Origin of the sequence: Streptomyces sp. UW30, assembly GCF_008042075.1 — a bacterium.
Classification (GTDB): domain Bacteria; phylum Actinomycetota; class Actinomycetes; order Streptomycetales; family Streptomycetaceae; genus Streptomyces.
The window spans coordinates 181,819-207,137 of the sequence record NZ_RDBN01000053.1; the positions used below are offsets into that span (position 1 = coordinate 181,819).

Genomic DNA, 25,319 nt, shown 5'->3' on the forward strand with positions numbered 1-25,319 from the left:
GCATACGGACACTCGCTGCTCGCCCACGTCACGATCGGGTGTCGCCCAACCCACCCGGCCCGAAGGCCCGTTGCCCCCCGCACGGATCCCCGCTCGCGCCCTGCCCGGGCCACGCATCCCGGACGACGCCGATCCGGCTCGTCCCGGCGAAAACCCGGAGACCGGGCGGTGTCCGGCGCCGTAGCGTGGCCGGATGCGATCCCATCGCCGACTGCGCAGGCTCGTCGTGGACGAGCGGACGACGTATCTGTGGAGCGTCCGGCACAAGCACCGCGACGCCGACGTCTGCCGGGAGATCCTGAATCTGTATCTCGACGGCGCCCGTACGCGCGTCGTCTTCCGGGCGGGCGAGGCCGGCTCGGGCCGCTGTGTCGCCGACGGCTACTGGTTCTCGGGCTGTGTCAGCGACGGCCGCGGCAACCTGCTCAACCTGCGCGAGCCCGGCGTCGTACGGGCCCTCGTGGACGAGGCGTCCCGACGCGAACTACTGCCGGGGAAGGGCGAGTTGGACGGCTGGGAGCTGTTCCGCGCGGTCGCCGAGGCGGTCGACCTCAACCGTGCAGCAGCAGCCACTGCTGAAGCTCCACGAGGTTGCCCTCCGGGTCCTTGAGGTGGGCGACACGCATGCGGTCGGTCATGGGGGCCGGGCCGTGCAGGAGGGTCGCGCCGCGTTCGGCGAGCTGGGCGCAGTAGGCGTCCAGGTCGTCCACGCGCAGGACCACCAGGGAGCGGTGGCCGGTGGCGTCGTCGCCGAGTTCGCCCAGGACGTCGGCCATCATCGCCCGGTCCTGCAGGGCGATGCCCGCCGAGCCGGTGGCGGGGCTGAACTTCTCGTACGGCCCGTTCGTCGCGCCGGACTGCGGCTTGAGGCCGAGGACATCGGCGTAGAAGCGGTAGCAGGCGGCGAAGTCGGTGACCAGCAGCCGTACTTGGGCGAGTTCCACGGCGGACGTCCCTCCCGGGGTCAGGACCAGCGGCCGGTGCGGCCGAGGAGCAGTGCCGTCGCCGCGGTTCCGGCGGTGGAGGTCCGCAGGACGGTACGGCCCAGACGGTACGCCTTCGCCCCCGCCTCCTCGAAGAGGGCCAACTCCTCGGGGGACACGCCGCCCTCGGGCCCGACGACGAGCATGATCTCGCCCTCGGCGGGCAGTTCGGCCGTCGCGAGCGGCTCGCTGCCGTAGTCGCGGTCCTCGTGCAGTACGGCGGCGAAGTCGGCCGCCGCGAGCAGCGCCGCGACCTGCTTGGTCGTCGCCGCGTCCGCGACCTCGGGGAAGCGCACCCGGCGGGACTGCTTGCCGGCCTCGCGGGCGGTGGCCCGCCACTTGGCGAGGGCCTTCGCGCCGCGCTCGCCCTTCCACTGCGTGATGCACCGGGAGGCCGCCCAGGGCACGATCGCGTCGACGCCGGTCTCGGTCATGGTCTCGACGGCGAGCTCACCGCGGTCGCCCTTGGGGAGGGCCTGGACGACGGTGATCCGGGGCCGCTGCGGGGCCTCCTCGGCGACGGCGCCCAGGTCCAGCACCAGCCGGTCCTTGCCCTCGGCCGCCTTGACGACGCCCTCGGCCCAGCGGCCCTGCCCGTCGGTGAGGACGACGTCCTCGCCGGGCCGCAGCCGCTTCACGGAGACGGCGTGCCGCCCCTCGGGCCCGTCGAGCACGTAGTCGCCGCCGGCCCCGCCGGCCCGCTCCAGCGACTCGACGACGAACACCGGCGCGGTCATCCGACGGCACCGCCCCTCGGGAAGGCCGACAACGCTGTCGACGCGGCGTTCAATTCGGCGGCCAGGACCTCCACCAGCTGCCCCGCGGGCAGTTCACGGGCCATGCGGTGCCCCTGCCCCGCCCACAGGGCCATGCCCTGCGGGTCACCGGACGCGGCGGCCTTCTTGCGCAGGGGCGAGGTGAGGTGGTGGACCTCGGGGTAGGCGGCGGGGGCGTACGGGCCGTGCTCGCGCAGGAAGCGGTTGACGAGGCCGCGCGCGGGGCGTCCGGAGAACGCGCGCGTCAGCTCGGTACGGACGAACAGGGGGTTCGTCAGCGCCTGCTTGTGCAGGGCGTTGGCGCCGGACTCCGGGGTGGCGAGGAAGGCGGTGCCGAGCTGGGCGGCGCCGGCGCCGGCCGCGAGGGCGGCGGCGATCTGGCTGCCGCGCATGATGCCGCCGGCGGCGACGAGCGGGAGGCTCACGGTCTCGCGGATCTGGGCGACGAGCGACAGCAGCCCGATGCCGGTGCCGTCGGTCTCGGGGTTGTCGCGATGGGTGCCCTGATGACCACCGGCTTCCACGCCCTGCACGATCACGGCGTCGGCGCCGGCCCGCTGCACGGCGAGGGCCTCGTCCGGGGTGGTGGCGGTGACGAGGGTGACGGTGCCGGCGCGGCGCAGGGACTCCAGCACGTCGCTGCTGGGCACGCCGAAGTGGAACGAGACCACGGGCACCGGGTTGTCGAGGAGCACGGCGAGCTTGGCGTCGTAGCCGTCGTCCCGTCCGCTGTCCGGGTCCCCCAGCTCGACCTCGTACCAGGCGGCCTCACCGGCCAGCTGGTGGGCGTAGACGTCCACGGCCGCGGCGTCGGCGTACTCGGGCTGCGGCATGAACAGGTTGACGCCGAAAGGCCGCTGGGTCAGCCCGCGCAGCTGCTTGATCTCCTGGTACATCCCGTCGGCGGTTTTGTACCCGGCGGCGAGAAAGCCCAGCCCACCGGCCTCGCACACGGCAGCGGCGAGGTGCGGCACCGAGACGCCGCCTGCCATGGGGGCCTGCACGATCGGGTGGGGGAAGAGATCGGTCAGTGCGGAGGACATGACGGCATGTTGTCACGTCCTCCGAACAAGTCCGAATCGGCCCTTCACAGCGCCCGGGCCGGAACTTCCCGGCCGGTCTCAGCGACCGTTGAAGGCGTCCTTCAACCGCGAGAACAACCCTTGCTGCCCGGGTTGGAACTGCCCCTGCGGGCGCTCCTCGCCGCGCAGCTTGGCCAGCTCGCGCAGCAGGCGCTCCTGTTCGGGGTCCAGCTTGCTCGGGGTCTGGACCTCGACGTGCACGATGAGGTCGCCGCGGCCGCCGCCCCGCAGATGCGTGACACCGCGCCCGTGCAGCGGGATCGACTGGCCGGACTGGGTGCCGGGCCGGATGTCGACCTCCTCCATGCCGTCCAGCGTCTCCAGCGGCACCTTCGTGCCGAGGGACGCCGCCGTCATCGGGATGGTGACCGTGCAGTGCAGGTCGTCGCCGCGCCGCTGGAAGGTCGAGTGCGGCAGCTCGTGGATCTCGACGTACAGGTCACCGGCGGGACCGCCGCCGGGCCCGACCTCGCCCTCACCGGCGAGCTGGATCCGCGTGCCGTTGTCGACACCGGCCGGGATCTTGACCGTCAGGGTCCGGCGGGACCGTACCCGGCCGTCGCCCGCGCACTCGGGGCACGGCGTCGGGACGACCGTGCCGAAGCCCTGGCACTGCGGACACGGCCGCGAGGTCATGACCTGGCCCAGGAAGGACCGCGTCACCTGCGACACCTCACCGCGGCCGCGGCACATGTCACACGTCTGGGCGGAGGTGCCGGGGGCAGCCCCCTCACCGTTGCAGGTGTTGCAGACGACGGCCGTGTCGACCTGGATGTCCTTCGTCGTGCCGAAGGCCGCCTCGTCGAGCTCGATCTCCAGCCGGATCATCGCGTCCTGGCCGCGCCGGGTGCGCGAGCGCGGGCCGCGCTGGGACGCCGTACCGAAGAAGGCGTCCATGATGTCCGAGAAGTTCCCGAAGCCGCCCGCGCCGAAGCCGCCGGCGCCCGCGCCGCCCGCCTGGGACAGCGGGTCGCCGCCGAGGTCGTAGACCTGCTTCTTCTGCGGGTCCGACAGCACCTCGTAAGCGGCGTTGATCTCCTTGAACCGCTCCTGGGTCTTCGGATCCGGGTTGACGTCCGGGTGCAGCTCGCGAGCGAGCCGCCGGAAGGCCTTCTTGATCTCTTCCTGCGACGCGTCGCGACGCACGCCGAGCACGGCGTAGTAGTCCGTGGCCACTTACGACTCCGCCAGGATCTGTCCGACGTAACGTGCCACTGCGCGTACCGCTCCCATCGTTCCCGGGTAATCCATGCGGGTCGGTCCGACCACGCCGAGCTTGGCGACTGCCTCGCCGCCCGAACCGTAGCCCACCGACACGACAGACGTGGAGTTGAGTCCCTCATAGGCATTCTCGTGCCCGATGCGCACGGTCATGCCCGAATCCCCGGCCTCGCCAAGCAACTTGAGGAGCACGACCTGCTCCTCGAGCGCCTCCAGGACGGGCCGGATGGTGAGGGGGAAGTCATGCCCGAAGCGGGTGAGATTGGCGGTGCCGCCGATCATCAGCCGCTCCTCGTTCTCCTCGACGAGTGTCTCCAGGAGGGTGGAGAGCACGGTCGAGACGGTGCCGCGGTCCTCGAGGTCGAAGGCCTCGGCGAGGTCCTCGACGAGTCTCGGCACATCACTGAAGCGCCGCCCCGCGACCCGGCTGTTCAGCCGCGCCCGCAGATCCGCGAGCGCGGTCTCCCCGAAGGGCGCCGGGCAGTCGATCATGCGCTGCTCGACCCGCCCGGTGTCCGTGATCAGCACGAGCATCACGCGCGCGGGTGCGAGCGAGAGCAGCTCGACGTGCCGGACGGTGGAGCGGGTCAGCGACGGGTACTGCACGACGGCGACCTGCCGGGTGAGCTGCGCGAGCAGCCGTACGGTCCGGGCCACCACGTCGTCGAGGTCGACGGCGCCGTCGAGGAAGTTCTGGATGGCGCGCCGCTCGGGCGGGGTCATCGGCTTGACGCCGGCGAGCTTGTCGACGAACAGCCGGTAGCCCTTGTCGGTGGGGATGCGCCCGGCGCTGGTGTGCGGCTGGGCGATGAAGCCCTCGTCCTCCAGGGCCGCCATGTCGTTCCGGACGGTCGCCGGCGAGACTCCGAGGTTGTGCCGCTCGGTCAGGGCTTTCGACCCGACCGGCTCCTCGGTCCCGACATAGTCCTGGACGATGGCGCGCAGCACCTGGAGCCTGCGTTCACTCAGCATCCCGCGCACACCTCCAGAAGTCGTTCCCCGTTGCGTCTCGCCTGGCACTCTGTGCTTGTGAGTGCCAGCCGTCCCCGGCCCAGTGTACGGCGGTGGGGTACACCCCGGGCAAGGCCGGGCCTGCACGGCCGTGCCCGACAAGGGTGTCCCCGCTAGCGTCGCTGTATGACGGTGACTTGGGAAGAGCTGGGGTGGGAGCGGCTGGCGGCCGGGGTGGGCCGGTGCCGGCTTCCGGTGTGGGACTGCACGGCGGGGCTGGTCGTGGGGGACGGCACCGCGCTGATCGTCGACGCCGGGTCCAGCCTCGCGGAGGGCGTGCGGTTGCGTACGCAGGCTCAGTGGCTCGCGGGTCACCGTGTGACTCATCTCGCGCTGACGCATCCCCACTTCGACCACGTCTTCGGGGCGGCGGCGTTCGCGGGCGCCGAGGTCTACGGCCCCGTCGGCATGGAGACGGTGCTCGACGGGCGCCGCGCGCGCGAGGAGCTGCGCGCCGACGCGGTGAGCAACGGCCTGGACCCGGCCGCGGCGGAGGAGGCGGTGGACGCGCTGATCCACCCCCACCACCAGGTCAGCGGCGAGTGGACGCTCGACCTGGGCGGCGGCCGCCAGGTCCTGCTGGCGAACGTGGGGCCCGCCCACACGGCCCACGACCTGGTGGTGCTCGTGCCGGGCGAGCCGGAGGTGGTGTTCTGCGGCGACCTGGTGGAGCAGTCCGGCGAGCCGCAGGCGGGACCCGACGCCGTACCGTCGCACTGGCCGGCCGCGCTGGACCGCCTGCTGGAGCTGGGCGGCGAGGACGCGCTGTACGTGCCCGGTCACGGAGCGGTGGTGGACGCGGGGTTCGTGCGGCGCCAGCGCGACGCGTTGGCGACCCGATTCGGCGTGTCGCCCTGATCCGCGAGACGTACTCGCGCGGCTTCTCCTATCGTCATCCGAATGCGCCAGTACTCCCCGGACCTGACCCCGCCCTGGAAGAAGCCCAAGCCCGTCCCCGAGGTCCCCGCGGAGCCCGGCCTGGTGGTCGAGGAGCCCGGCACGGGGTTCTGCGGCGCGGTGATCCGCTGCGAGGCGGGCACGGTCACCCTGGAGGACCGCTTCGGCAAGCACCGGGTGTTTCCGCTGGAGCCGCGCGGGTTCCTGCTGGAGGGCAAGGTGGTGACCCTGGTCCGGCCGTCGTCCGCCGCTCCTGCGCGCCCCGCCCGTACGGCATCCGGTTCGGTCGCCGTCCCCGGCGCACGCGCACGCGTGGCCCGCGCCGGCCGCATCTACGTCGAGGGCCGCCACGACGCCGAACTGGTCGAGAAGGTGTGGGGCGACGACCTGCGCATCGAGGGCGTGGTGGTGGAGTACCTGGAGGGCGTCGACGACCTGCCGTCGATCGTGGCCGATTTCGCACCGGGACCGGATGCCCGGCTGGGAGTCCTGGTGGACCACCTGGTACCCGGCACGAAGGAGTGGCGCATCGCGCAGTCGGTGACGAGCGAGCACGCCCTGGTGGTGGGCCACCCGTACATCGACATCTGGGAGGCCGTGAAGCCGTCGTCCCTGGGCATCACCGGATGGCCACGGGTACCGCACGGGCAGGACTGGAAGACGGGGGTGTGCCGGGCCCTGGGGTGGCCGCCGGAGAACACCGGGGCGGTGTGGCAGGCGATTCTGCAGCGGGTGGGCTCCTACCGGGACCTGGAGCCGGAGCTGCTGGGGCGGGTGGAGGAACTGATCGACTTCGTCACGGGGAGCGGTGGGGCCTGAACCTGGTGAAGGTGCATGCCGCCCGAGCCTGCCTCCGGTACCCATTCACCCCCCGGAGTGATCAGTCCACCAGGTCCCTGACCACCGCATCCGCCAGCAACCGCCCCCGGAGCGTCAGCACCGCGCGCCCCTCCTCGTAGGGAGCTGCCTGCAAGAGCCCCTCCGAGAGGGCCCGGCGCGAGGCGGTCAGGCCCTGCTCACGGAGCAGGCCCAGCGGTACCCCCTCTCGAAGCCGCAGCTCCAGGAGGATCCGTTCCACCCGGCGGTCCTCCTCCGACAGGAGTTCGCGGCCGGCCCCGGGCGAGCGGCCCGCCGCCAGCGCCGCCGCGTACGCGCCCGGGTGCTTGACGTTCCACCAGCGCACCCCGCCGACGTGCGAGTGGGCTCCGGGGCCCGCGCCCCACCAGTCGGCGCCGCGCCAGTACAGCTCGTTGTGCAGGCAGCGGGCGGCCTCGGAGGTGGCCCAGTTGGAGACCTCGTACCAGTCGAAACCGGCCGCCGTGAAGATCTCCTCGGCGATCAGGTACCGGTCCGCGTGGACGTCGTCGTCCGTCATCGGGACCTCGCCCCGGCGGATGCGGCGGGCGAGCTGCGTGCCCTCCTCCACGATCAGGGCGTAGGCCGACACATGGTCAGGCCCGGCACCGATCGCCGCCTCCAGCGAGGCCCGCCAGTCGTCGTCCGACTCGCCCGGGGTGCCGTAGATCAGGTCGAGGTTGACGTGCTCGAATCCGGCCGCGCGAGCCTCCGCCACGCAACGCTCGGGGCGCCCCGGCGTGTGCGTGCGGTCCAGCACCCGCAGCACGTGCTGCTTCGCGCTCTGCATGCCGAAGGAGATCCGGTTGAAGCCGCCCTCGCGCAGGGTGGCCAGATACGCCGGGTCCACCGACTCCGGGTTCGCCTCCGTCGTGATCTCCGCGTCCGGCGCCAGCCCGAACTCGTCGCGGACGGCCCCCAGCATCCGTACGAGATCGTCGGCGGCCAGCAGCGTGGGCGTACCGCCGCCGACGAAGACCGTGCGGACCTCGCGCGGGTCGTCGCCGAGGACCTTGCGGGCCAGGCGGATCTCGTCGACGAGGGTCTCGGCGTAGTTGTCGCGCGAGGCCAGCACTCCGCCCGTGCCGCGCAGCTCGGTCGCGGTGTAGGTGTTGAAGTCGCAGTAGCCGCAGCGGGTCGCGCAGTACGGGACGTGCAGATAGAAGCCGAGGGGACGGTCGGCGGTCCCGGTGAGCGCGGACGCGGGGAGCGCGCCGTCGTCGGGAACGGGCTCGCCGTCGGGGAGTGCGGAGGGCATGGGTTCCATTGTCCCGTACCGCGCGGGTGTCCCTCCCCGCCGGTCACTCGGCCTGAAGCACCAGCAGCGCCAGGTCGTCCTCCGGCGGACGCCCGCCGAACTCGTGCACCAGCCTGCGGATCCGTTCCGCGATCAGCTGGGCGTTCAGGCCCGCGCACCCGGCGAGCGCCGTCGCGAGGCCGTCGCCGTCGTCGAACTGGCGCGAGCCGCTGCGCCGCTCCGTCACCCCGTCGGTGACGCACAGCAGGGTGTCGCCGGAGCGCAGCTCGAAGGTCTCGCTGGTGTACGTGGCGTCCTCCACGACCCCGAGGAGGGTCTGCGGCTGCGCGACGGTGTGGACCTCGCCGTCCTCGCCGAGGAGGAGCGGCAGCGGGTGGCCGGCCGAGGCGAGGGTGCAGCGGATGCCGCCCTCGAAGGGGGTGAGTTCGCCATAGAGGAGGGAGAGGAAGCGGGTCTGCGGGCCGTCGCCGGGAGCGGCGGGGCCGACGAGGGCGCGGGCGGCGGCGTCGGCGGCCTCGGTGGCGTCGTCGAGGAGGAGCTGGTTGAGCCGGTCCAGGACGTCGGAGACGCGGTAGCCCTCCCGGGCCAGGAGCCGCAGCCAGGGCCGCGCGATGCCGATCACCACGGCCGCCTCGGGACCCTTGCCCTGGACGTCGCCGATGGCGAAGCACCAGCGGCCGTCGCCGGCCGGGAAGAGGTCGTAGAAGTCGCCGCTCGGACCGCCCTTGTCGCACGGTTCGTAGACGAGGGCGCTGGCCACCCCCGGGATCTCCGCGACGGCGCCGGGCAGCAGCCCGCGCTGCAGGACCCGGCTGATGGTGGCCTGCCGGGCGTACTGGCGGGCCGCGCCGATCGCGAGGGCGACCCGGCGGCTGAGATCCTCCACCAGTCCGGTGACCTCGTCGGGGAAGCGCACGAGGTCGGCCCGCCCGATGACCAGCGTGCCGAGCGGATGGCCGCCGGCGATCAGCCGGTACGCGAGCGCCGTACCGTGCGCCTGGCGTGCGCCGAGTGCCTCGCCGGGCCAGGGATAGGGGACGGGCCCGGTGCGGTGGTTGTCGGGCGGCAGCGGCGGCTCCTTCTCCAGGGCCCGGCGCAGTTCCTCGATGAGGTTCTCGGAGCCGTGCCAGACCCGGGCGAGCCGGGGCCCGGTCCCGGCGATGCCGTCCACCGCCCAGCCGCCCCCGCTCTCCGCCTCGCCGGAGCGGGCGTACCCCCAGCGCCCGGCGACCTCGTCCTCCAGCCACACCGCGCACCAGTCCGCCAGCCGCGGCACGATCAGCTGGCCGGCGAGCGCGGCGACGAGGTTCTCGTCGAGCTGCCCGGCGAGCAGGTCGGAGGCCTCGGCGAGGAAGGACAGGGCGCCCCGGTTGAGCCAGTCCCGCTCCCGCTCGGCGCGCTGGGGCTCCGGGGCGAGGATCTCGGCGACCCGCAGCCCGCGCTCCAGCGCGCGTTCCTCGGCGTACGCCTCGCTGTCGTCCTTGGCCGGCACGGGGTCCTCGGCGGGCAGCCGCGCCCACACGGTCTTGGAGCCGGTGCGGTAGGTGACGCCCCAGGACTCCGCGAGCCGGGACACCAGCCGCAGCCCGCGCCCGTACTCCGGTGTCTCGTACGGCGCCTCCAGCTCCCCGTCGCGCGGGGCCCGCGAGGGGTGGTGGTCCAGGACCTCGACGACGAGGGCGCCGTCCTCCTCCAGCCGGCAGGAGAGCTCGACCTCGGTGCCGGCGTGCACGACGGCGTTGGTGACGAGCTCGCTGACGGCCACGACGGCGTCGTCGAGGAGCCGCTCGCTGAGGTGCTCGGTGCCGGGGAGTCCGGACGTGGCCCACTCGGTGAGGGCGGCGCGCACGAGGGTGCGGGCGGAGCCCGGGGAGAGGGGACTGCCGGGCAGGACGGTGCGGGTCTGCACGCACCCGCTCTCCAGCGCAGGCGCATCACAGGCACGGGTGACGGTCTCCCGTTGCACCGGAATGGCCCCCATGTACAGCTCCCCGAGCGGTTCGGACGAATACGCCTCAGTCGACGCCGACAGAGTGACAGACTGGCCACGCCCATAAGCACCGAGTTACCGAAGTGGGCCGCCATGAGTGAGAACCGTGCTACGCGTGTGCTCGAAGACGGACAGAAAGACGGTCAAATTCGAGCATCGGATCTGCGCCCGCTGCTCGCCGCGATGACCGCGGCCCGGGACGGGGACTTCCGCCGGCTCCCGGAGACCGATGAAGGAGTGGTCGCCGAACTGACGGCGGTCTTCAACCAGATCATGGACCGCAGTACGCACTTCAACGGGGAAGTGCAGCGCGTCAAACGGGAGTTGGTCCGGCACGGCAGGCTCGACGAGCGACTCTCGGCGAGCCCGGGCCAGGGCGACTGGACGACCCGCGTCAACGACGTCAACCATCTGCTGGACGCCCTGGTGGCCCCCGCGGCGAACGCGACGCGGGTGCTGGACGCGGTGGCCGGCGGCGACCTCACCCAGCGGGTGGATCTGCATGACGGCAGCCGCCAGTTACGCGGCGACCTGCGCCGCCTGGGCCGTGCCGTGAACAAGATGGTCGACCAGCTCTCCCTGTTCACCGGCGAGGTCACCCGCGTGGCCCGCGAGGTCGGCACCGAGGGCCGGCTCGGCGGACGGGCCAAGGTGACGGGCCTGTCGGGCAGTTGGCGGGATGTGACCGAGGCGGTCAACGCGATGGCGTCCCGGCTGACGGCCCAGGTGCGCGACATCGCGGCGGTGACGACGGCCGTGGCCCGCGGCGACCTGACCCGCACGGTCACCGTCGAGGCGACCGGCGAGCTGCTCGAACTGAAGCTGACCGTGAACACGATGGTGGACCAGCTGTCCGCCTTCGCCGACGAGGTGACGAGGGTCGCCCGCGAGGTCGGCACGGAAGGGCAGCTGGGCGGGCGGGCCCAGGTCCGCGGCGTCTCCGGCGTCTGGAAGGACCTCACCGACAACGTCAACTTCATGGCGTCGAACCTGACCTCTCAGGTCCGCAACATCGCCCAGGTGACCACCGCGGTGGCCAACGGCGACCTGAGCCAGAAGATCACCGTCGACGCCCAGGGCGAGATCCTGGAGCTGAAGTCCACGATCAACACGATGGTGGACCAGCTCTCCGCCTTCGCCGACGAGGTGACGAGGGTCGCCCGCGAGGTCGGCACCGAGGGCAACCTCGGCGGGCGGGCCCAGGTCCGCGGCGTCTCCGGCGTCTGGAAGGACCTCACCGACAACGTCAACTTCATGGCGGACAACCTCACTTCACAGGTCCGCAACATCGCCCTCGTCTCCACCGCCGTCGCCCAGGGCGACCTCGGCAAGAAGATCACCGTCGAGGCGAAGGGCGAGATCCTGGAGCTGAAGTCGACCATCAACACGATGGTGGACCAGCTCTCCGCCTTCGCCGACGAGGTCACGAGGGTCGCCCGCGAGGTCGGCACCGAGGGCAACCTCGGCGGCCAGGCCCAGGTCCGCGGCGTCTCCGGCGTCTGGAAGGACCTCACCGACAACGTCAACTTCATGGCGCTGAACCTGACTTCGCAGGTCCGCAACATCGCCCAGGTGACCACGGCGGTGGCCAACGGCGACCTGTCGAAGAAGATCACCGTCGACGCCCGCGGCGAGATCCTCGAACTCAAGGACACCGTCAACACGATGGTCCAGCAGCTGCGCGCCTTCGCCGACGAGGTGACGCGGGTGGCCCGCGAGGTCGGCACCGACGGGCGGCTCGGCGGGCGCGCGCAGGTGCTGGGCGTCTCCGGGGTCTGGCGGGACCTGACCGACAACGTCAACTACATGGCGGACAACCTCACTTCGCAGGTCCGCAACATCGCCCAGGTCGCCACCGCCGTCGCCCAGGGCGACCTGTCCAAGAAGATCGACGTGGACGCGCGCGGCGAGATCCTGGAGCTGAAGACCACCATCAACACGATGGTCGACACCCTGTCCTCCTTCTCCTCCGAGGTCACGCGCGTGGCCCGCGAGGTCGGCAGTGAAGGCCAACTCGGCGGCCAGGCAAGGGTCGAGGGCGTCTACGGCACCTGGAAGCGCCTGACGACGAACGTGAACGAGCTCGCGCTGAACCTCACCACCCAGGTCCGCGCCATCGCCGAGGTCGCCTCCGCGGTGGCCCAGGGCGACATGTCCCGCTCGATCACCGTGGAGACGCAGGGCGAGGTCACCGAGCTGAAGGACAACATCAACCTGATGGTGGCCAACCTCCGCGAGACGACCCGCGCCAAGGACTGGCTGGAGTCCAACCTCGCCCGCCTCGCCGCCCTGATGCAGGGCCACCGCGACCTGATGGAGGTCGCCGACCTGCTGCTGCGCGAGCTGACACCGCTGGTGAACGCCCAGTACGGCGCGTTCTTCCTGGCCGACCCGGACGAGGACAGCGCGGCTCTGCGCACCACCGTTCCCGCGAAGGGTCTGGCGTTCATCGCCGGGTACGGCTCGGCGCAGGGCGCGACCGTGGACACGGGCGGCATGCCGGTGCACGGCCTGGTCCGGCAGGCGGCCCGCGAGAAGAAGCGGATCCTCGTCGAGGAGGCCCCGCCGGACTACATCAAGATCAACAGCGGGCTCGGGGAGGCGGCCCCCACCAGCGTCGTCATCATCCCGATCCTCTTCGAGGACAAGCTCCTCGGCGTGATCGAGCTGGCCTCCTTCTCCCGCTTCTCCGATGTGCACCTGGCGTTCTTCGACCAGTTCGTGAACACCATCGCCGTCGCGATCAACACGATCATCGCCAACTCCCGTACGGAGTCCCTGCTCGGCGAGTCCCAGCGCCTGGCCATGCAGCTCCAGGAACGCTCGGACGAACTCCAGAAGCAGCAGGCGGAGTTGCAGCGCTCCAACGCCGAACTGGAGGAGAAGGCGGCCCTGCTCGCGACCAGCTCCCAGTACAAGTCGGAGTTCCTGGCGAACATGTCGCACGAGCTGCGCACCCCGCTCAACTCCCTGTTGATCCTGGCGAGGCTCCTCTCGGACAACCCGGACGGCCATCTCTCCGACCAGGAGGTCCAGTTCGCGACGACGATCCACCGCTCCGGCTCGGACCTGCTCCAGCTGATCAACGACATCCTGGACCTGTCGAAGATCGAGGCCGGCCGGATGGACGTACGCCCGAAGAAGCTGCCGCTCATCAAGTTGCTGGACTACGTCCACGCCACCTTCCGCCCGCTCACCCTGGACCGGGGACTCTCCTTCGAGGTGTCCGTCGGCGAGGACGTGCCGCGCGAGATGTACTCGGACGAGCAGCGCCTCCAGCAGATCCTGCGCAACCTGCTGTCCAACGCGATCAAGTTCACCGCGACGGGCCGGGTCGAGCTGCGGGTGGCCCGGCTGAAGGATCCCGAGCGCCGTTATGTCCGCGAGAGCGACGAGGTGATCGCCTTCGCTGTCTCCGACACGGGCATCGGCATCGCGGCGGAGAAACTCCCGGTGATCTTCGAGGCGTTCCAGCAGGCCGACGGCACGACCAACCGCAAGTACGGCGGCACGGGACTCGGCCTGTCCATCAGCCGCGAGATCGCCGGCCTGCTGGGCGGCCGTATCGTCGCCGAGAGCGAACCGGGCAAGGGCTCCACGTTCACCCTGTACGTCCCGGTCGTCAGCCCCGGTCACGCGGCGACCGGCCCGGTGCCGGAGAACCGCCCGCTGCCGGTGCCGGAGCAGCTGTCGACCGAGCCCTACCACGCGATCCATGACACGGACGACTCATGGCCCACGCCGACCAAGCTGGAGGCGTGGCAGACCGGCCGGGCGGGCCAGGTCCTGCCGGGCCGGCGGGTGCTGATAGTGGACGACGACATCCGCAACGTCTTCGCGCTCACCCATGTCCTCGGCCGGGTCGGCATGCCGGTCCTGTACGCGGAGAACGGCCGCGAGGGCATCGAGACCTTGGAGCGCACGCCGGACGTCGAACTCGTCCTGATGGACATCATGATGCCGGAGATGGACGGATACGAGACGATCTCCGCCATCCGCCGCACCCCGCGCTGGGCGCACCTGCCCATCGTCGCGCTGACCGCGAAGGCGATGCCCGGAGACCGGGAGAAGTCCATCGCGCGGGGCGCCAACGACTACGTACCGAAGCCGGTGGACGTGGATCAGCTCCTCACCGTCGTCTGCGACCTCCTGGACCCCGAGGCCACGCAGCCGGAGGGCCGTACCGCGAAACCGGACCACACCGCAGTACCGGGACCGGACCCTTCGCGAGGGGAAGAGGTCCCGCCGACCATCACCGAGTGAGGCCACTTCACCATGAGCGCTGAGGCAACGACCGACGAGCGTGCCGGCATCCTCCTAGTCGACGACATGGAGGACAACCTGATCGCGCTGGAGGCCGTCCTGGGGTCCCTCAACGAGCCGCTCGTCCGCGCGCGTTCGGGCGAGGAAGCCATGAAGGCGCTGCTGCGGCAGCGCTTCGCCCTGGTCCTGCTCGATGTCCGGATGCCGGGCATGGACGGCTTCGAGACCGCCACGAACATCAAGCGGCTCGACCAGACCAAGGACGTCCCGATCATCTTCCTGACCGGCGCGGAGGACGAGCCCGGCTACGCCTTCCGCGGCTATGCGACGGGCGCGGCGGACTACTTGACCAAGCCGTTCGACCCATGGGTGCTACGCGCGAAGGTGTCGGTGTTCCTGGACCTGTACCGCAAGAACAGGCAGCTGGAGCACCTCCTGAGCCGCGAGCACGTCCACGGCAAGGAGCTGAGCGCGCAGCTGGCGGCCCTGGAGGACCAGCTCTCCGACGACACGCCCCCGAACATGACGGACCTGCGCGCAAGGGTCCACGAGATACGTCGGCTCATCGGCTAGGGGTTCGCGTCCCGACCTGAAAGGGGCGCGGGGCCTGTATCGATCTGCGGCTCACGACGAACGCGCAGCTGCCAACGGCCCCCGCCGCCCCTCCGGTCCCGCGCTACGCCTCCCGCGAACCCGCGTACATCTCCTCGATCAGCCCCTTGTACTCCCGCTCCACAACCGGCCGCTTCAGCTTCAGGCTCGGCGTGATCTCCCCGTGCTCCACATCGAGATCCCGCGGCAGCAGCCGGAACTTCTTGATCGTCTGCCACTTCTGCAGCCCGGCGTTGAGCTGCTGCACATACCCGTCGACCATCTCGATGGTGACCGGGGCGGCGACGACCTCGGCGTAGGACTTACCGCCGAGCCCGTTCTCCTCGGCCCACGCCACGATCGCGACCTCGTCCAGGGCGATCAGGGCCGTGCAGAAGTTCCGGTCGGCCCCGTGCACCAGGATGTTGGAGACGTACGGGCACACCGCCTTGAACTGTCCCTCGACCTCGGCCGGCGCGATGTACTTGCCGCCCGACGTCTTGATGAGGTCCTTCTTGCGGTCGGTGATGCGCAGGTAGCCGTCCGGGGACAGCTCGCCGATGTCGCCGGTGTGGAACCAGCCGTCGGCCTCCAGCACCTCGGCGGTCTTCTCCGGCAGCCCGTGGTAGCCCTCCATGATGCCGGGCCCGCGCAGCAGGATCTCGCCGTCGTCCGCGATGCGCACCTCCGTGCCGGGCAGCGGCTTGCCGACCGTGCCGGTGCGGTAGGCCTCGCCCGGGTTCACGAAGGACGCGGCGGAGGACTCGGTGAGGCCGTAGCCCTCCAGGATGTGGATGCCGGCGCCGGCGAAGAAGTAGCCGATCTCCGGGGCGAGCGCGGCGCTGCCCGACACACAGGCGCGCAGGTTGCCGCCGAAGGCCTCGCGGATCTTGGCGTACACGAGCGTGTCGGCGACCTTGTGCTTGGCGGCGAGGCCGAAGGGCGCGGAGTGGGTGCCGGTGCGCCGGAAGTTGTCCTGGGTGACCTTGGCGTATTCGCGGGCGACCTCGGCGGCCCACTGGAAGATCTTGTACTTGGCGCCGCCGCCCGCGCGGGCCTTGGCGGCGACCCCGTTGTAGACCTTCTCGAAGATGCGCGGCACGGCAGCCATGTACGTCGGCTGCACGACCGGCAGATTCTCGATGATCTTGTCGACGCGGCCGTCGACGGCGGTGACGTGACCGACCTCGATCTGGCCGGAGGTGAGCACCTTGCCGAAGACGTGCGCGAGCGGCAGCCACAGGTACTGCACGTCCTCCGCGCCGACCAGGCCGGTCGCGGCGATCGCCTTCGCCATGTACGACCAGTTGTCGTGCGGCAGCCGTACGCCCTTGGGGCGGCCGGTGGTGCCGGAGGTGTAGATCAGGGTGGCGAGCTGATTCTTGGTGATCGCGCCGACCCGCTGCTTGATCAGCTCGGGGTCCTTCTCCAGCCGGGCCGCGCCGCGGGCCTCCAGCTCGGCGAGGCTGAGCACCCAGTCGTCCGTCTCGACGCCGGCCGCGTCGATGACGACGACATGCGTGAGGTTCGGCAGCTCGGCGCGCTTCTCCCGCGCCTTGGCCAGCTGCGCCGCGTCCTCGGCGATCAGCACCCGGCTCTCGGAGTCGGAGAGGATGAACGCCGACTCCTCGGCGTTCGTCTGCGGATAGATGGTGGTCGTCGCGGCGCCGGCGCACATGATGCCCAGGTCGGCGAGGATCCACTCGAGCCGGGTCGAGGACGCGAGGGCGATGCGCTGCTCGGGCTGGGCGCCCAGCTCGATGAGGCCGGCCGCGATGGCGTGGACCCGCTCGGCGGCCTGCGCCCAGCTCAGCGACTTCCACTGGTCGGGGCCCTGCCCCGAGGCGGCCGGGACCGGATAGCGGTACGCCTCGGCGTCCGGCGTGGCGGTCACGCGCTCCAGGAAGAGGGTCGCCACGCTCGGCGGACGGTTCTCGATCAGTGTCTGTGTGTCGCTCACGACATCCTCCGGGGGCCCGCGACTGTGCGGCTGACGTGCGGCTGGTTCCACTCGCGTTGTTTAACTCGCGAGTAACTATCGAGCAGGGATCAGGGTAAAGGCCGACGGCCACCTGCGTAAGAGCCTGCGCCCTGTCACTTCCTCCAGACAGTCCCGCCGCGCGCGCAAAGGGGCCCGTCGCGGTTTCGCACGACGGACCCCTGTTGCGGCGATTTGCCGGGCCACCCGGTGTTACCTGCGGTTACTTCTTGGCCTTGCCCGACCCCGCGCTGTCATCACTGCTCAGTACGGCGATGAAGGCCTCCTGTGGAACCTCCACGGAACCCACCATCTTCATCCGCTTCTTGCCTTCCTTCTGCTTCTCCAGCAGCTTGCGCTTACGGGAGATGTCGCCGCCGTAACACTTGGCGAGGACGTCCTTGCGGATGGCGCGGATGGTCTCGCGGGCGATCACCCGGGAGCCGATGGCGGCCTGGATCGGCACCTCGAAGGCCTGCCGCGGGATCAGCTCCCGCAGCTTGGCGACGAGCCGCACACCGTACGCGTACGCCGCGTCCTTGTGCGTGATCGCCGAGAAGGCGTCCACCTTGTCGCCGTGCAGCAGGATGTCGACCTTGACCAGGCTGGAGGTCTGCTCGCCGGTGGGCTCGTAGTCTAGCGAGGCGTACCCGCGCGTCTTCGACTTCAGCTGGTCGAAGAAGTCGAACACGATCTCCGCGAGGGGCAGGGTGTAGCGGATCTCGACCCGGTCCTCGGACAGGTAGTCCATGCCGAGGAGAGTGCCGCGCCGGGTCTGGCACAGCTCCATGATCGAGCCGATGAACTCGCTCGGCGCCAGGATCGTGGCGCGTACGACCGGCTCGTACACCTCACTGATCTTGCCTTCGGGGAACTCGCTCGGGTTGGTGACGGTGTGCTCGCTGCCGTCCTCCATCAGGACCCGGTAGACCACGTTGGGCGCGGTGGCGATGAGGTCGAGGCCGAACTCGCGCTCCAGCCGCTCCCGGATCACATCGAGGTGCAAAAGCCCCAGGAAGCCGACGCGGAAGCCGAAGCCGAGGGCGGCGGACGTCTCCGGCTCGTAGACGAGCGCGGCGTCGTTGAGCTGGAGCTTGTCGAGGGCCTCACGCAGCTCCGGGTAGTCGGAGCCGTCCAGCGGATACAGACCGGAGAAGACCATCGGCTTCGGGTCCTTGTATCCGCCGAGCGCCTCCTCGGCGCCCTTGTGCTGGCTGGTGACGGTGTCACCGACCTTGGACTGGCGGACGTCCTTCACACCGGTGATGAGGTAACCCACCTCACCGACGCCGAGGCCGTCGGCGCCGAGCATCTCGGGCGAGTTCGTCCCGATCTCCAGCAGCTCGTGCGTGGCACCGGTGGACATCATCCGGATCCGCTCGCGCTTGTTGAGCTGGCCGTCGATGACACGGACGTACGTCACGACGCCGCGGTAGGAGTCGTAGACCGAGTCGAAGATCATGGCGCGCGCGGGGGCGTCCTTGACGCCGATGGGCGCGGGGACCTCTGCGACGACCTTGTCGAGCAGGGCGTCTACGCCCAGGCCCGTCTTGGCGGAGACCCTGAGCACGTCACTCGGGTCGCAGCCGACCAGGTTGGCCAGCTCCTCGGCGAACTTCTCGGGCTGCGCGGCCGGCAGGTCGATCTTGTTCAGTACGGGGATGATCGTGAGGTCGTTCTCCATCGCCAGGTAGAGGTTGGCGAGGGTCTGGGCCTCGATGCCCTGGGCTGCGTCGACGAGGAGGACGGTGCCCTCACAGGCGGCGAGCGACCGCGAGACCTCGTAGGTGAAGTCGACGTGCCCCGGGGTGTCGATCATGTTGAGGATGTGCGTGTTGCCGGGTTCGTGGGTGGGAGCCCACGGCAGCCGCACCGCCTGGGACTTGATCGTGATGCCGCGCTCGCGCTCGATGTCCATCCGGTCGAGGTACTGAGCACGCATCTGCCGCTGCTCGACCACACCGGTCAGCTGGAGCATCCGGTCGGCGAGCGTGGACTTGCCGTGGTCGATGTGCGCGATGATGCAGAAATTGCGGATCAGAGCCGGGTCGGTACGGCTCGGCTCGGGCACATTGTTAGGGGTCGCGGGCACGCAGGGTCCTGTCTCTTGAGGCGCCTTATGCCTCGGGTCGGATCGATACGTAGGTTCCATGGTCCCATGGGCGGCGGCCTGGGACCGGTTTGGGCCATTCTCCGGCCCACTGGTAGCCTGGGTGGCTGTGTCTCATGTCCTCTCAGCGCGAGGCACTCTCCAGAAAATCACCGGTACGGGTCGCTTGCGGCCCCGTGCCAGAACCTGAAAAGGCTCATCAGTGGCGAACATCAAGTCCCAGATCAAGCGGATCAAGACCAACGAGAAGGCCCGGCTGCGCAACAAGGCCGTCAAGTCCTCCCTGAAGACCGCGATCCGCAAGGCCCGTGAGGCTGCTGCCGCGGGTGACGTCGAGAAGGCCACCGAGTACCAGCGCGAGGCCGCGCGGGCGCTCGACAAGGCGGTCTCCAAGGGCGTCATCCACAAGAACCAGGCCGCCAACAAGAAGTCGGCGCTTGCTTCGAAGGTCGCCTCCCTCAAGGGCTGACACTTGATTTGATCGCCGGAGGGAATCGAGCGGGCCCTCTCTCTTCCGCTCCCGTCCGGCACCCGAGCCTGTACGCGGCCTGCGTTCGCCACGCGGGTACGGGCTCAGCAGCTTGAACCGAAGGCCCCGGCACCTCGCCCTTCCCCAGGGCGGGCGCCGGGGCCTTCGGTATGGCTGCGTCACGACCAGAACTCGTTGTTCCTGTCGATGTCCGCGACGCACTCGTCGAGATCGGTCATCTTGTCACCGACGATCCGGAAGACGATGCCGCCGTTTTCGTCGATGTGCTTGCCGCCCCGGTCCGCGGTGAAGTGGTGCACGGTCATGGCGTGCCCTCGGCCGTCCACGAATACGTTGCGCAGCTCGACCCGGAACGTCCCGCCCGTCTCCGAGAAGAGCTTGCCGTAGTACCCCTCGAAGATCGAGTCGACCCCTTTGAAGTGCCCCGAGAGCGGGTGGGAGCCCGGCACGTGGTGGGTGCAGTCCCCGGTCATCATGCCGCGCAGGGTGTCCATGTCTCCGCGCTGGAAGGCTTCGTAGCCCCTGCGGACGAGAGCAGCGTGCGGGTGTTCAGCCATGACGGTCGCCACCTTTCCCTATTTCCGGCGATACGGCTGATACGCCCGATTCTCCTCCCCAGTCGCTAGCCCTGTCCTCTGGACCGAGCAGCTCGCGCGATCGTCACGACTGCCTTCTCCAAGGCGTACTCGGGGTCGTCTCCGCCGCCCTTCACGCCGGCGTCGGCCTCGGCGACCGCCCGCAGCGCGACCGCGACCGCGTCGGGGGTCCATCCCCGCATCTGCTGGCGGWCGCGGTCGATCTTCCAGGGCGGCATGCCCAGCTCGCGTGCAAGATCGGCGGGGCGGCCGCCGCGCGCGGAGGACAGCTTGCCGATGGCCCGCACGCCCTGGGCGAGCGCACTGGTGATCAGCACAGGTGCCACGCCGGTCGCCAGCGACCACCTCAGCGCCTCCAGCGCCTCCGCCGCCCGCCCCTCGACGGCCCGGTCGGCGACGGTGAAGCTCGACGCCTCCGCGCGGCCGGTGTAGTACCGCCCGACGACGGCCTCGTCGATGGTCCCCTCGACATCGGCGACCAGCTGGCTCACCGCGGACGCCAGCTCCCGCAGATCACTCCCGATGGAGTCGACCAGGGCCTGGCAGGCCTCGGGCGTCGCGGAGCGCCCGGTCGCCCGGAACTCGCCTCTGACGAACGCCAGCCGGTCCGCCGGCTTGGTCATCTTCGGGCAGTCCACCTCCCGCGCCCCCGCCTTGCGGGCGGCGTCGAGCAGCTTCTTGCCCTTGACCCCGCCGGCGTGCACCAGCACCAGCGTGATCTCCTCGGCGGGCGACGCGAGATACGCCGTCACGTCCTTGACGGTGTCGGCCGACAGGTCCTGCGCGCCCCGCACGACCACGACCTTGCGCTCCGCGAAGAGCGAGGGACTGGTCAACTCGGCCAGCGTGCCCGGCTGCAACTGGTCCGGGGTCAGCTCCCGCACATCCGTGTCCGCGTCGGCGGCCCGGGCGGCGACCACCACCTCCCGCACGGCACGGTCGAGCAACAGCTCCTCCTGACCCACGGCGAGGGTCACGGGGGCGAGGGGGTCGTCGTTCGCAGTCTTCTTGGCCATCGCGACAAGCATGGCACGGGCCACTGACAACCCCCGCCGACGCCGAACGCCGTGGGGGCTACGGCTCCTCCCGCCAGCCGTCCCACTCTCCCGCGAACTCGTCCAGCGCCCCCGGATCGAGCCGCCGCGCCTCGTCCCGCAGCACGACGAGCCACTGCGCGTCCTCGGCATCGTCCTCACCGGCCAGGGCGTCCCGCACCAGGCGCGGCTCCTCGTCGATCCCGAACCGCTCCCCCAGCGCCTCGGCGGCCTCCTGCGCCGCGTCACGGTCGGGCAGCACCAGCACATGTCTCACATCGCTCACGGAGCCATTCTCGGGCACTCGGCGAGAGGCGAACTCCGGGTCAGCCCTTCCGCACGAGCTGCACGTCCAGATCGATCCGGATGCTCGGCCCCACCACCGCGATCCCCCGCGCCAGCATCGTCTGCCAGCTCACGGTGAAGTCGTCCCGATGCAGCTCGGTCGTGGCCCGACAGGCCGCCCGCACCTCGCCCTCCATGCCGTTGCCGAGCCCGAGGTACTCCATGTCGAGCGCGACCGTCCGCGTCACCCCGTGCAGCGACAGCGCGCCCGTCACGGCCCACCGGGTACCGCCCTTGTGCACGAACCTCTCGCTGTAGAACTCCAGCGTCGGAAAGACCGCCACATCCAGGAAGTCCGCCGACCGCAGATGGTCGTCCCGCATCCGCACGCCCGTGTCGATGGACGCCGCGTCGATCACCACATGCATCGCCGACCGCTCGACGGGGTCGGTGATCCGCACCACCCCCGCGAACGAGTTGAACCGCCCGTGGATCCGGGCCAGCCCGATGTGCCGCGCGGTGAACCCGATCGAGGTGTGCGCCGGCTCGATCTCCCAGTCGCCCGGCGCCGGCAGCTCCGGCAGCTGGGCGACCTGGAGGGTCACGTCACCGAGCGAGACGAGGGTGTTCTCCCCGACCGTCGTGGTGGTCCGGTACGGCGTGTACCCCTCAGCCTGCACCGCGAGCCGGTACTCGCCCGCCGGCACGGTGGTCACGAACGACCCGAAGGGGTCCATCCCCCCGCTGACCACCGTCCGCCCCATGGCGTCGCTCACCGCGAACTCGGCGTGTCGCACGGGCTCGTTGACCGGATCGAGCACCCGGCAGCTCAGCACCCCCGCGTTCGGCGGAGTCTCCAGCGCCGCCAGAGGACTCGTCCGTTGTTCCCGGTTCGTTCGGCTTCCCCGCCCGCGACCGATCATCCTCGCCACCCCTGTACGACTCGACATCACCGGTTGCCGAAGGGGCATTCGACCACCGGTGAGTTTTTCGGGGCAACACGGGATCACATCGTGGGAAACCGGCACATGTGCTGGTTCTACGCGCTGGTAGCCGCAGCGGACACGGGGCCCGGGTCCCCATAGCGGCAGCGGGCGCGGCCTCGGTCCCTGCCCGGCGCGGTCAGTGCGCGGCTGCCGCCGCCTCAGCCGCCGAGTCCGGGCCCCCGTACCGTCGGCACCCGGTCCAGCTCGATCCCGAACCGCTCCCGGTACACCTTCAGCACCTCCTCGTCCGTGCCCAACTCCTGCTCCTCACGTGTCCCGTCCGCCGCCGTCACCTTGAACGTGCGCCCGCTGAGCGTGATCCGCCCCCCTTCCTCCGTCACCCGCGAACACACCAGCGACTGCGTGAAGTGCGACAGGGGCGAGGTCCTGTGCCACCACGCCCCGGCCGCGAAGTCGCCGAGCGCCCGCGGCCGCCGCTCCAGCCGGTACTGCGGTCTGCCGTCCATGACGACGTCCAGGTCCGCCGCCTCCGCCGAGTCGTGCCCGCCCCTCACCCCGGCCGCGTCCGGCCCGGCCTCGACGATCCGGAACACACCCGCCGGATCCACCTGCTCGCCCCGCGCCTCGAACGCCAGCGGATAGTGGCTGTGCGCCCCGAAGCCGACGTCCGCCAGCCACGCGCCGCCGTCGACCGTCCCCACCTTCAGCGTCATGTGGTCGTAGGGAATCCCGAGCTGCCCCTCCTTCCCGTGGACGCGCGCCGCGAGCAGCGTCACGTCGAAGCCCAGCGCGCCGAGCAACGCCCCGAACGACCCGTTCAGTTCGTAACAGAACCCGCCCCGCCGCGCGCCCACCACCTTGTCCAGCAGCCGCTTCTCCTCCAGCACGATCTCCTCGCCGAGGTGGACCGACAGGTTCTCGAAGGGCACGGTCTGCAGATGGCGCAGTTGCAGCTCGCGGAGCACGTCCACGGTGGGCCACGCCGGGTGCTCGACTCCCAGTCGCCGGAGATAGGCATCAACCTCTACGGAATCCATGACCTCAGTCTCCCGCCACCATGAGCTCGGCGCCCGCACCCGCGACCGCCAGCGCCCCGTCCTCGTCCGTCCGCAGCACGACCGCGCCCTGCGCCCGCAGCGCGGCGACCGTGCCGGGAGCCGGGTGACCGTACGGGTTGTCCTCCCCGCAGGAGATCAACGCCAGCCTCGGCGCGGCCCTGCGTATGAGCTCGGGGTCCTGGTACGCCGAGCCGTGGTGCGCGACCTTCAGCACGTCCACGCCGGCCGCCAGCGGCCCCGCCGGCGATCTCAACAGCGCCCGCTGGGCCGGGGGTTCCAGATCCCCCAGGAGCAGCAGGCGCAGCCCGGCCGACCGGACGAGCAGGGTGACGCTGGAGTCGTTCGGCCCGTCCGGTGCCGGGGCCGGGTGCGGCGGCGGCCACAGCACCCGCCAGCTCAGCGCTCCGGTGCGTCGCTCCTCCCCGGCGGCGGCCCGCGTCACGGGGATCCGCCGGGCGGCCGCCTCCCTGCGCACGAACTCCACCTGGTCCACGGGCTCTTCGTGCCCCGTCGTCTCGATCGCGCCCACCGCGCGCCCACGCAGGACACCGGGCAGGCCCGCCACATGGTCGGCGTGGAAGTGGGTCAGCACGACGAGCGGGATCTTCGTGATGCCGAGCGTGCGCAGGCACCGGTCGACCAGCGTCGGATCGGGGCCGGCGTCCACGACCACCCCCGTCCCGTCGCCCGCCGCGAGCACCGTGGCGTCCCCCTGTCCCACGTCGCACATCGCGAACCGCCACCCCGGCGGCGGCCACCCGGTGACCACCCTGGTCAACGGCGGCGGCTGCACCACCGCCAGCAGGAGCAGCGCCCCGCACACCCCGCACCACCAGGGGTGCCGCAGCAGCCGTCGGCCGGTGAGCACCACGACCACCGTGACGAGGGCGAGCAACGCCGCCCCTGTCCAGCTGCCGGGCCAGTCCACGCCCGCGCCGGGCAGTGCGGCACCCGTCCGGGCGACGCCCGCGAGCCACCCGGCGGGCCAACTCGCGCACCAGGCCAGGACCTTGGCCACCGGCATCGCGAACGGTGCCGTCGCCAGCGCGGCGAAGCCCAGCACCGTGGCCGGCGCGATCGCGAACTCCGCGAACAGATTGCACGGCACCGCCACCAGGCTCACCCGGGCCGACAGCACCGCCACGACCGGCGCGCACAGTGCCTGCGCGGCAGCCGCGGCCGCCAGCGCCTCGGCCAACCGCGGCGGCACCCGGCGCCTGCGCAGCGCCTCGCTCCAGCGGGGCGCGAGGGTGAGCAGGGCGCCGGTCGCCAGGACGGAGAGCAGGAAGCCGTAGCTGCGGGCCAGCCACGGGTCGTACAGCACCAGTAGCAGTACCGCCGTCGCCAGCGCCGGGATCAGCGACCTACGGCGTCCGGTCGCCAGGGCCAGCAGCGCCACGGCCCCGCAGGCCGCGGCCCGCAGCACGCTCGGGTCCGGCCGGCACACGACGACGAACGCGAGCGTGAGCGCGCCGCCGAGCAACGCGGTCGTCCGCAGCGAGATGCCGAGGCGGGGTGCGAGACCGCGGCGCTCGACCCGCTGCGCGAGGCCGGGTGGGCCGATGAGCAGGGCCAGGATGATCGTGAGGTTGCTGCCGGAGACCGCGAGCGTGTGCGCGAGGTCGGTCTCCTTGAACGCCTCGTCCAGCTCCGGCGTGATCCGCGAGGTGTCGCCCACGACCAGCCCCGGCAGCAGCGCCCGCGCGTCCCCCGGCAACCCGTCGGTCGCCTCCCGCAGCCCACCCCGCAACCGCCCTGCCAGCCGCTGCGCCGCCGGGGTGGCGGTTCGCGATGTGCGACGTGGGACAGGGGGACGCCACGGTGCTCGCGGCGGGCGACGGGACGGGGGTGGTCGTGGACGCCGGCCCCGATCCGACGCTGGTCGACCGGTGCC

At 71.1% G+C, this 25,319-nt stretch carries 21 protein-coding genes; 6 read left to right on the forward strand and 15 right to left on the reverse strand.

Features of this window, described 5'->3' with window-relative positions; genetic code table 11:
• The first annotated feature begins 193 nt into the window (after positions 1–193).
• On the forward strand, positions 194–610 hold the full coding sequence (locus tag EAO75_RS35000; RefSeq protein ID WP_147999179.1) for a hypothetical protein: 417 nt from the start codon (positions 194–196) through the stop codon (positions 608–610).
• Here the strand turns inward: EAO75_RS35000 and EAO75_RS35005 are convergent.
• The 5 genes from EAO75_RS35005 to hrcA form a co-directional block, all read right to left on the reverse strand.
• Positions 552–944, reverse strand: a complete 393-nt coding sequence (locus tag EAO75_RS35005; RefSeq protein ID WP_147999180.1) for a VOC family protein — start codon at positions 942–944, stop codon at positions 552–554. The genes EAO75_RS35000 and EAO75_RS35005 overlap by 59 nt on opposite strands.
• Positions 945–964: 20 nt before the next feature.
• A complete protein-coding gene (locus tag EAO75_RS35010; RefSeq protein WP_147999181.1) occupies positions 965–1,720 on the reverse strand; it encodes a 16S rRNA (uracil(1498)-N(3))-methyltransferase in 756 nt (251 codons plus the stop codon).
• On the reverse strand, positions 1,717–2,802 hold the full coding sequence (locus EAO75_RS35015; protein ID WP_147999182.1) for a nitronate monooxygenase: 1,086 nt from the start codon (positions 2,800–2,802) through the stop codon (positions 1,717–1,719). The genes EAO75_RS35010 and EAO75_RS35015 overlap by 4 nt, the downstream gene beginning before the upstream one ends.
• A gap of 78 nt (positions 2,803–2,880) precedes the next feature.
• Positions 2,881–4,017, reverse strand: coding sequence for a molecular chaperone DnaJ (dnaJ, locus tag EAO75_RS35020; RefSeq protein WP_147999183.1), 1,137 nt, complete (start codon positions 4,015–4,017; stop codon positions 2,881–2,883).
• The gene (hrcA, locus tag EAO75_RS35025) at positions 4,018–5,034 is read right to left on the reverse strand and encodes a heat-inducible transcriptional repressor HrcA (RefSeq protein ID WP_147999184.1); all 1,017 of its coding nucleotides are present in this window, start codon (positions 5,032–5,034) and stop codon (positions 4,018–4,020) included.
• Positions 5,035–5,199: 165 nt separating this feature from the next.
• Between hrcA and EAO75_RS35030 the strand changes: the two genes are divergently transcribed.
• Complete coding sequence (locus tag EAO75_RS35030; RefSeq protein ID WP_147999185.1) at positions 5,200–5,931, forward strand: MBL fold metallo-hydrolase; 732 nt, start codon at positions 5,200–5,202, stop codon at positions 5,929–5,931.
• Positions 5,932–5,973: 42 nt separating this feature from the next.
• Positions 5,974–6,789: a DUF3097 domain-containing protein gene (locus EAO75_RS35035; RefSeq protein ID WP_147999186.1), complete on the forward strand. Its 816-nt coding sequence runs from the start codon at positions 5,974–5,976 to the stop codon at positions 6,787–6,789.
• A gap of 61 nt (positions 6,790–6,850) precedes the next feature.
• Here the strand turns inward: EAO75_RS35035 and hemW are convergent, their stop codons facing one another.
• Both hemW and EAO75_RS35045 read right to left on the reverse strand, forming a co-directional pair.
• On the reverse strand, positions 6,851–8,083 hold the full coding sequence (hemW, locus tag EAO75_RS35040; protein WP_147999187.1) for a radical SAM family heme chaperone HemW: 1,233 nt from the start codon (positions 8,081–8,083) through the stop codon (positions 6,851–6,853).
• A 43-nt stretch (positions 8,084–8,126) separates the two neighbouring features.
• Positions 8,127–10,064: a SpoIIE family protein phosphatase gene (locus tag EAO75_RS35045; protein WP_147999188.1), complete on the reverse strand. Its 1,938-nt coding sequence runs from the start codon at positions 10,062–10,064 to the stop codon at positions 8,127–8,129.
• Positions 10,065–10,166: 102 nt separating this feature from the next.
• Here EAO75_RS35045 and EAO75_RS35050 point away from each other — a divergent pair, with 102 nt between their 5' ends.
• The gene (locus EAO75_RS35050; protein WP_187284708.1) at positions 10,167–14,336 is read left to right on the forward strand and encodes a HAMP domain-containing protein; all 4,170 of its coding nucleotides are present in this window, start codon (positions 10,167–10,169) and stop codon (positions 14,334–14,336) included.
• A 12-nt stretch (positions 14,337–14,348) separates the two neighbouring features.
• Positions 14,349–14,909 (forward strand): two-component system response regulator, encoded by a 561-nt coding sequence (locus EAO75_RS35055; protein WP_147999190.1) that lies wholly within the window; start codon positions 14,349–14,351, stop codon positions 14,907–14,909.
• Between the two features lie 103 nt (positions 14,910–15,012).
• Here the strand turns inward: EAO75_RS35055 and EAO75_RS35060 are convergent, their stop codons facing one another.
• Complete coding sequence (locus EAO75_RS35060; protein ID WP_147999191.1) at positions 15,013–16,887, reverse strand: AMP-dependent synthetase/ligase; 1,875 nt, start codon at positions 16,885–16,887, stop codon at positions 15,013–15,015.
• Between the two features lie 241 nt (positions 16,888–17,128).
• Complete coding sequence (gene lepA, locus EAO75_RS35065) at positions 17,129–18,997, reverse strand: translation elongation factor 4 (protein WP_147999192.1); 1,869 nt, start codon at positions 18,995–18,997, stop codon at positions 17,129–17,131.
• Positions 18,998–19,217: 220 nt separating this feature from the next.
• Between lepA and rpsT the strand changes: the two genes are divergently transcribed.
• The gene (gene rpsT, locus EAO75_RS35075; protein WP_147999194.1) at positions 19,218–19,484 is read left to right on the forward strand and encodes a 30S ribosomal protein S20; all 267 of its coding nucleotides are present in this window, start codon (positions 19,218–19,220) and stop codon (positions 19,482–19,484) included.
• A 179-nt stretch (positions 19,485–19,663) separates the two neighbouring features.
• Here rpsT and EAO75_RS35080 read toward each other — a convergent pair whose 3' ends face one another.
• The 6 genes from EAO75_RS35080 to EAO75_RS35105 all read right to left on the reverse strand — a co-directional run.
• A complete protein-coding gene (locus tag EAO75_RS35080) occupies positions 19,664–20,062 on the reverse strand; it encodes a nuclear transport factor 2 family protein (protein ID WP_147999195.1) in 399 nt (132 codons plus the stop codon).
• A 65-nt stretch (positions 20,063–20,127) separates the two neighbouring features.
• A complete protein-coding gene (gene holA / locus EAO75_RS35085) occupies positions 20,128–21,117 on the reverse strand; it encodes a DNA polymerase III subunit delta (RefSeq protein WP_187284709.1) in 990 nt (329 codons plus the stop codon).
• 58 nt (positions 21,118–21,175) lie between these two features.
• On the reverse strand, positions 21,176–21,421 hold the full coding sequence (locus EAO75_RS35090) for a hypothetical protein (RefSeq protein ID WP_147999196.1): 246 nt from the start codon (positions 21,419–21,421) through the stop codon (positions 21,176–21,178).
• A 40-nt stretch (positions 21,422–21,461) separates the two neighbouring features.
• Positions 21,462–22,343 carry a YceI family protein gene (locus EAO75_RS35095; protein WP_147999197.1) on the reverse strand — a complete coding sequence of 294 codons (882 nt, stop codon included), beginning with the start codon at positions 22,341–22,343 and terminating at the stop codon, positions 21,462–21,464.
• A 221-nt stretch (positions 22,344–22,564) separates the two neighbouring features.
• Positions 22,565–23,404: an arylamine N-acetyltransferase family protein gene (locus EAO75_RS35100; protein ID WP_147999198.1), complete on the reverse strand. Its 840-nt coding sequence runs from the start codon at positions 23,402–23,404 to the stop codon at positions 22,565–22,567.
• A 4-nt stretch (positions 23,405–23,408) separates the two neighbouring features.
• On the reverse strand, positions 23,409–25,319 hold a 1,911-nt coding region (locus EAO75_RS35105; RefSeq protein WP_410092557.1), incomplete at its 5' end, for a ComEC/Rec2 family competence protein.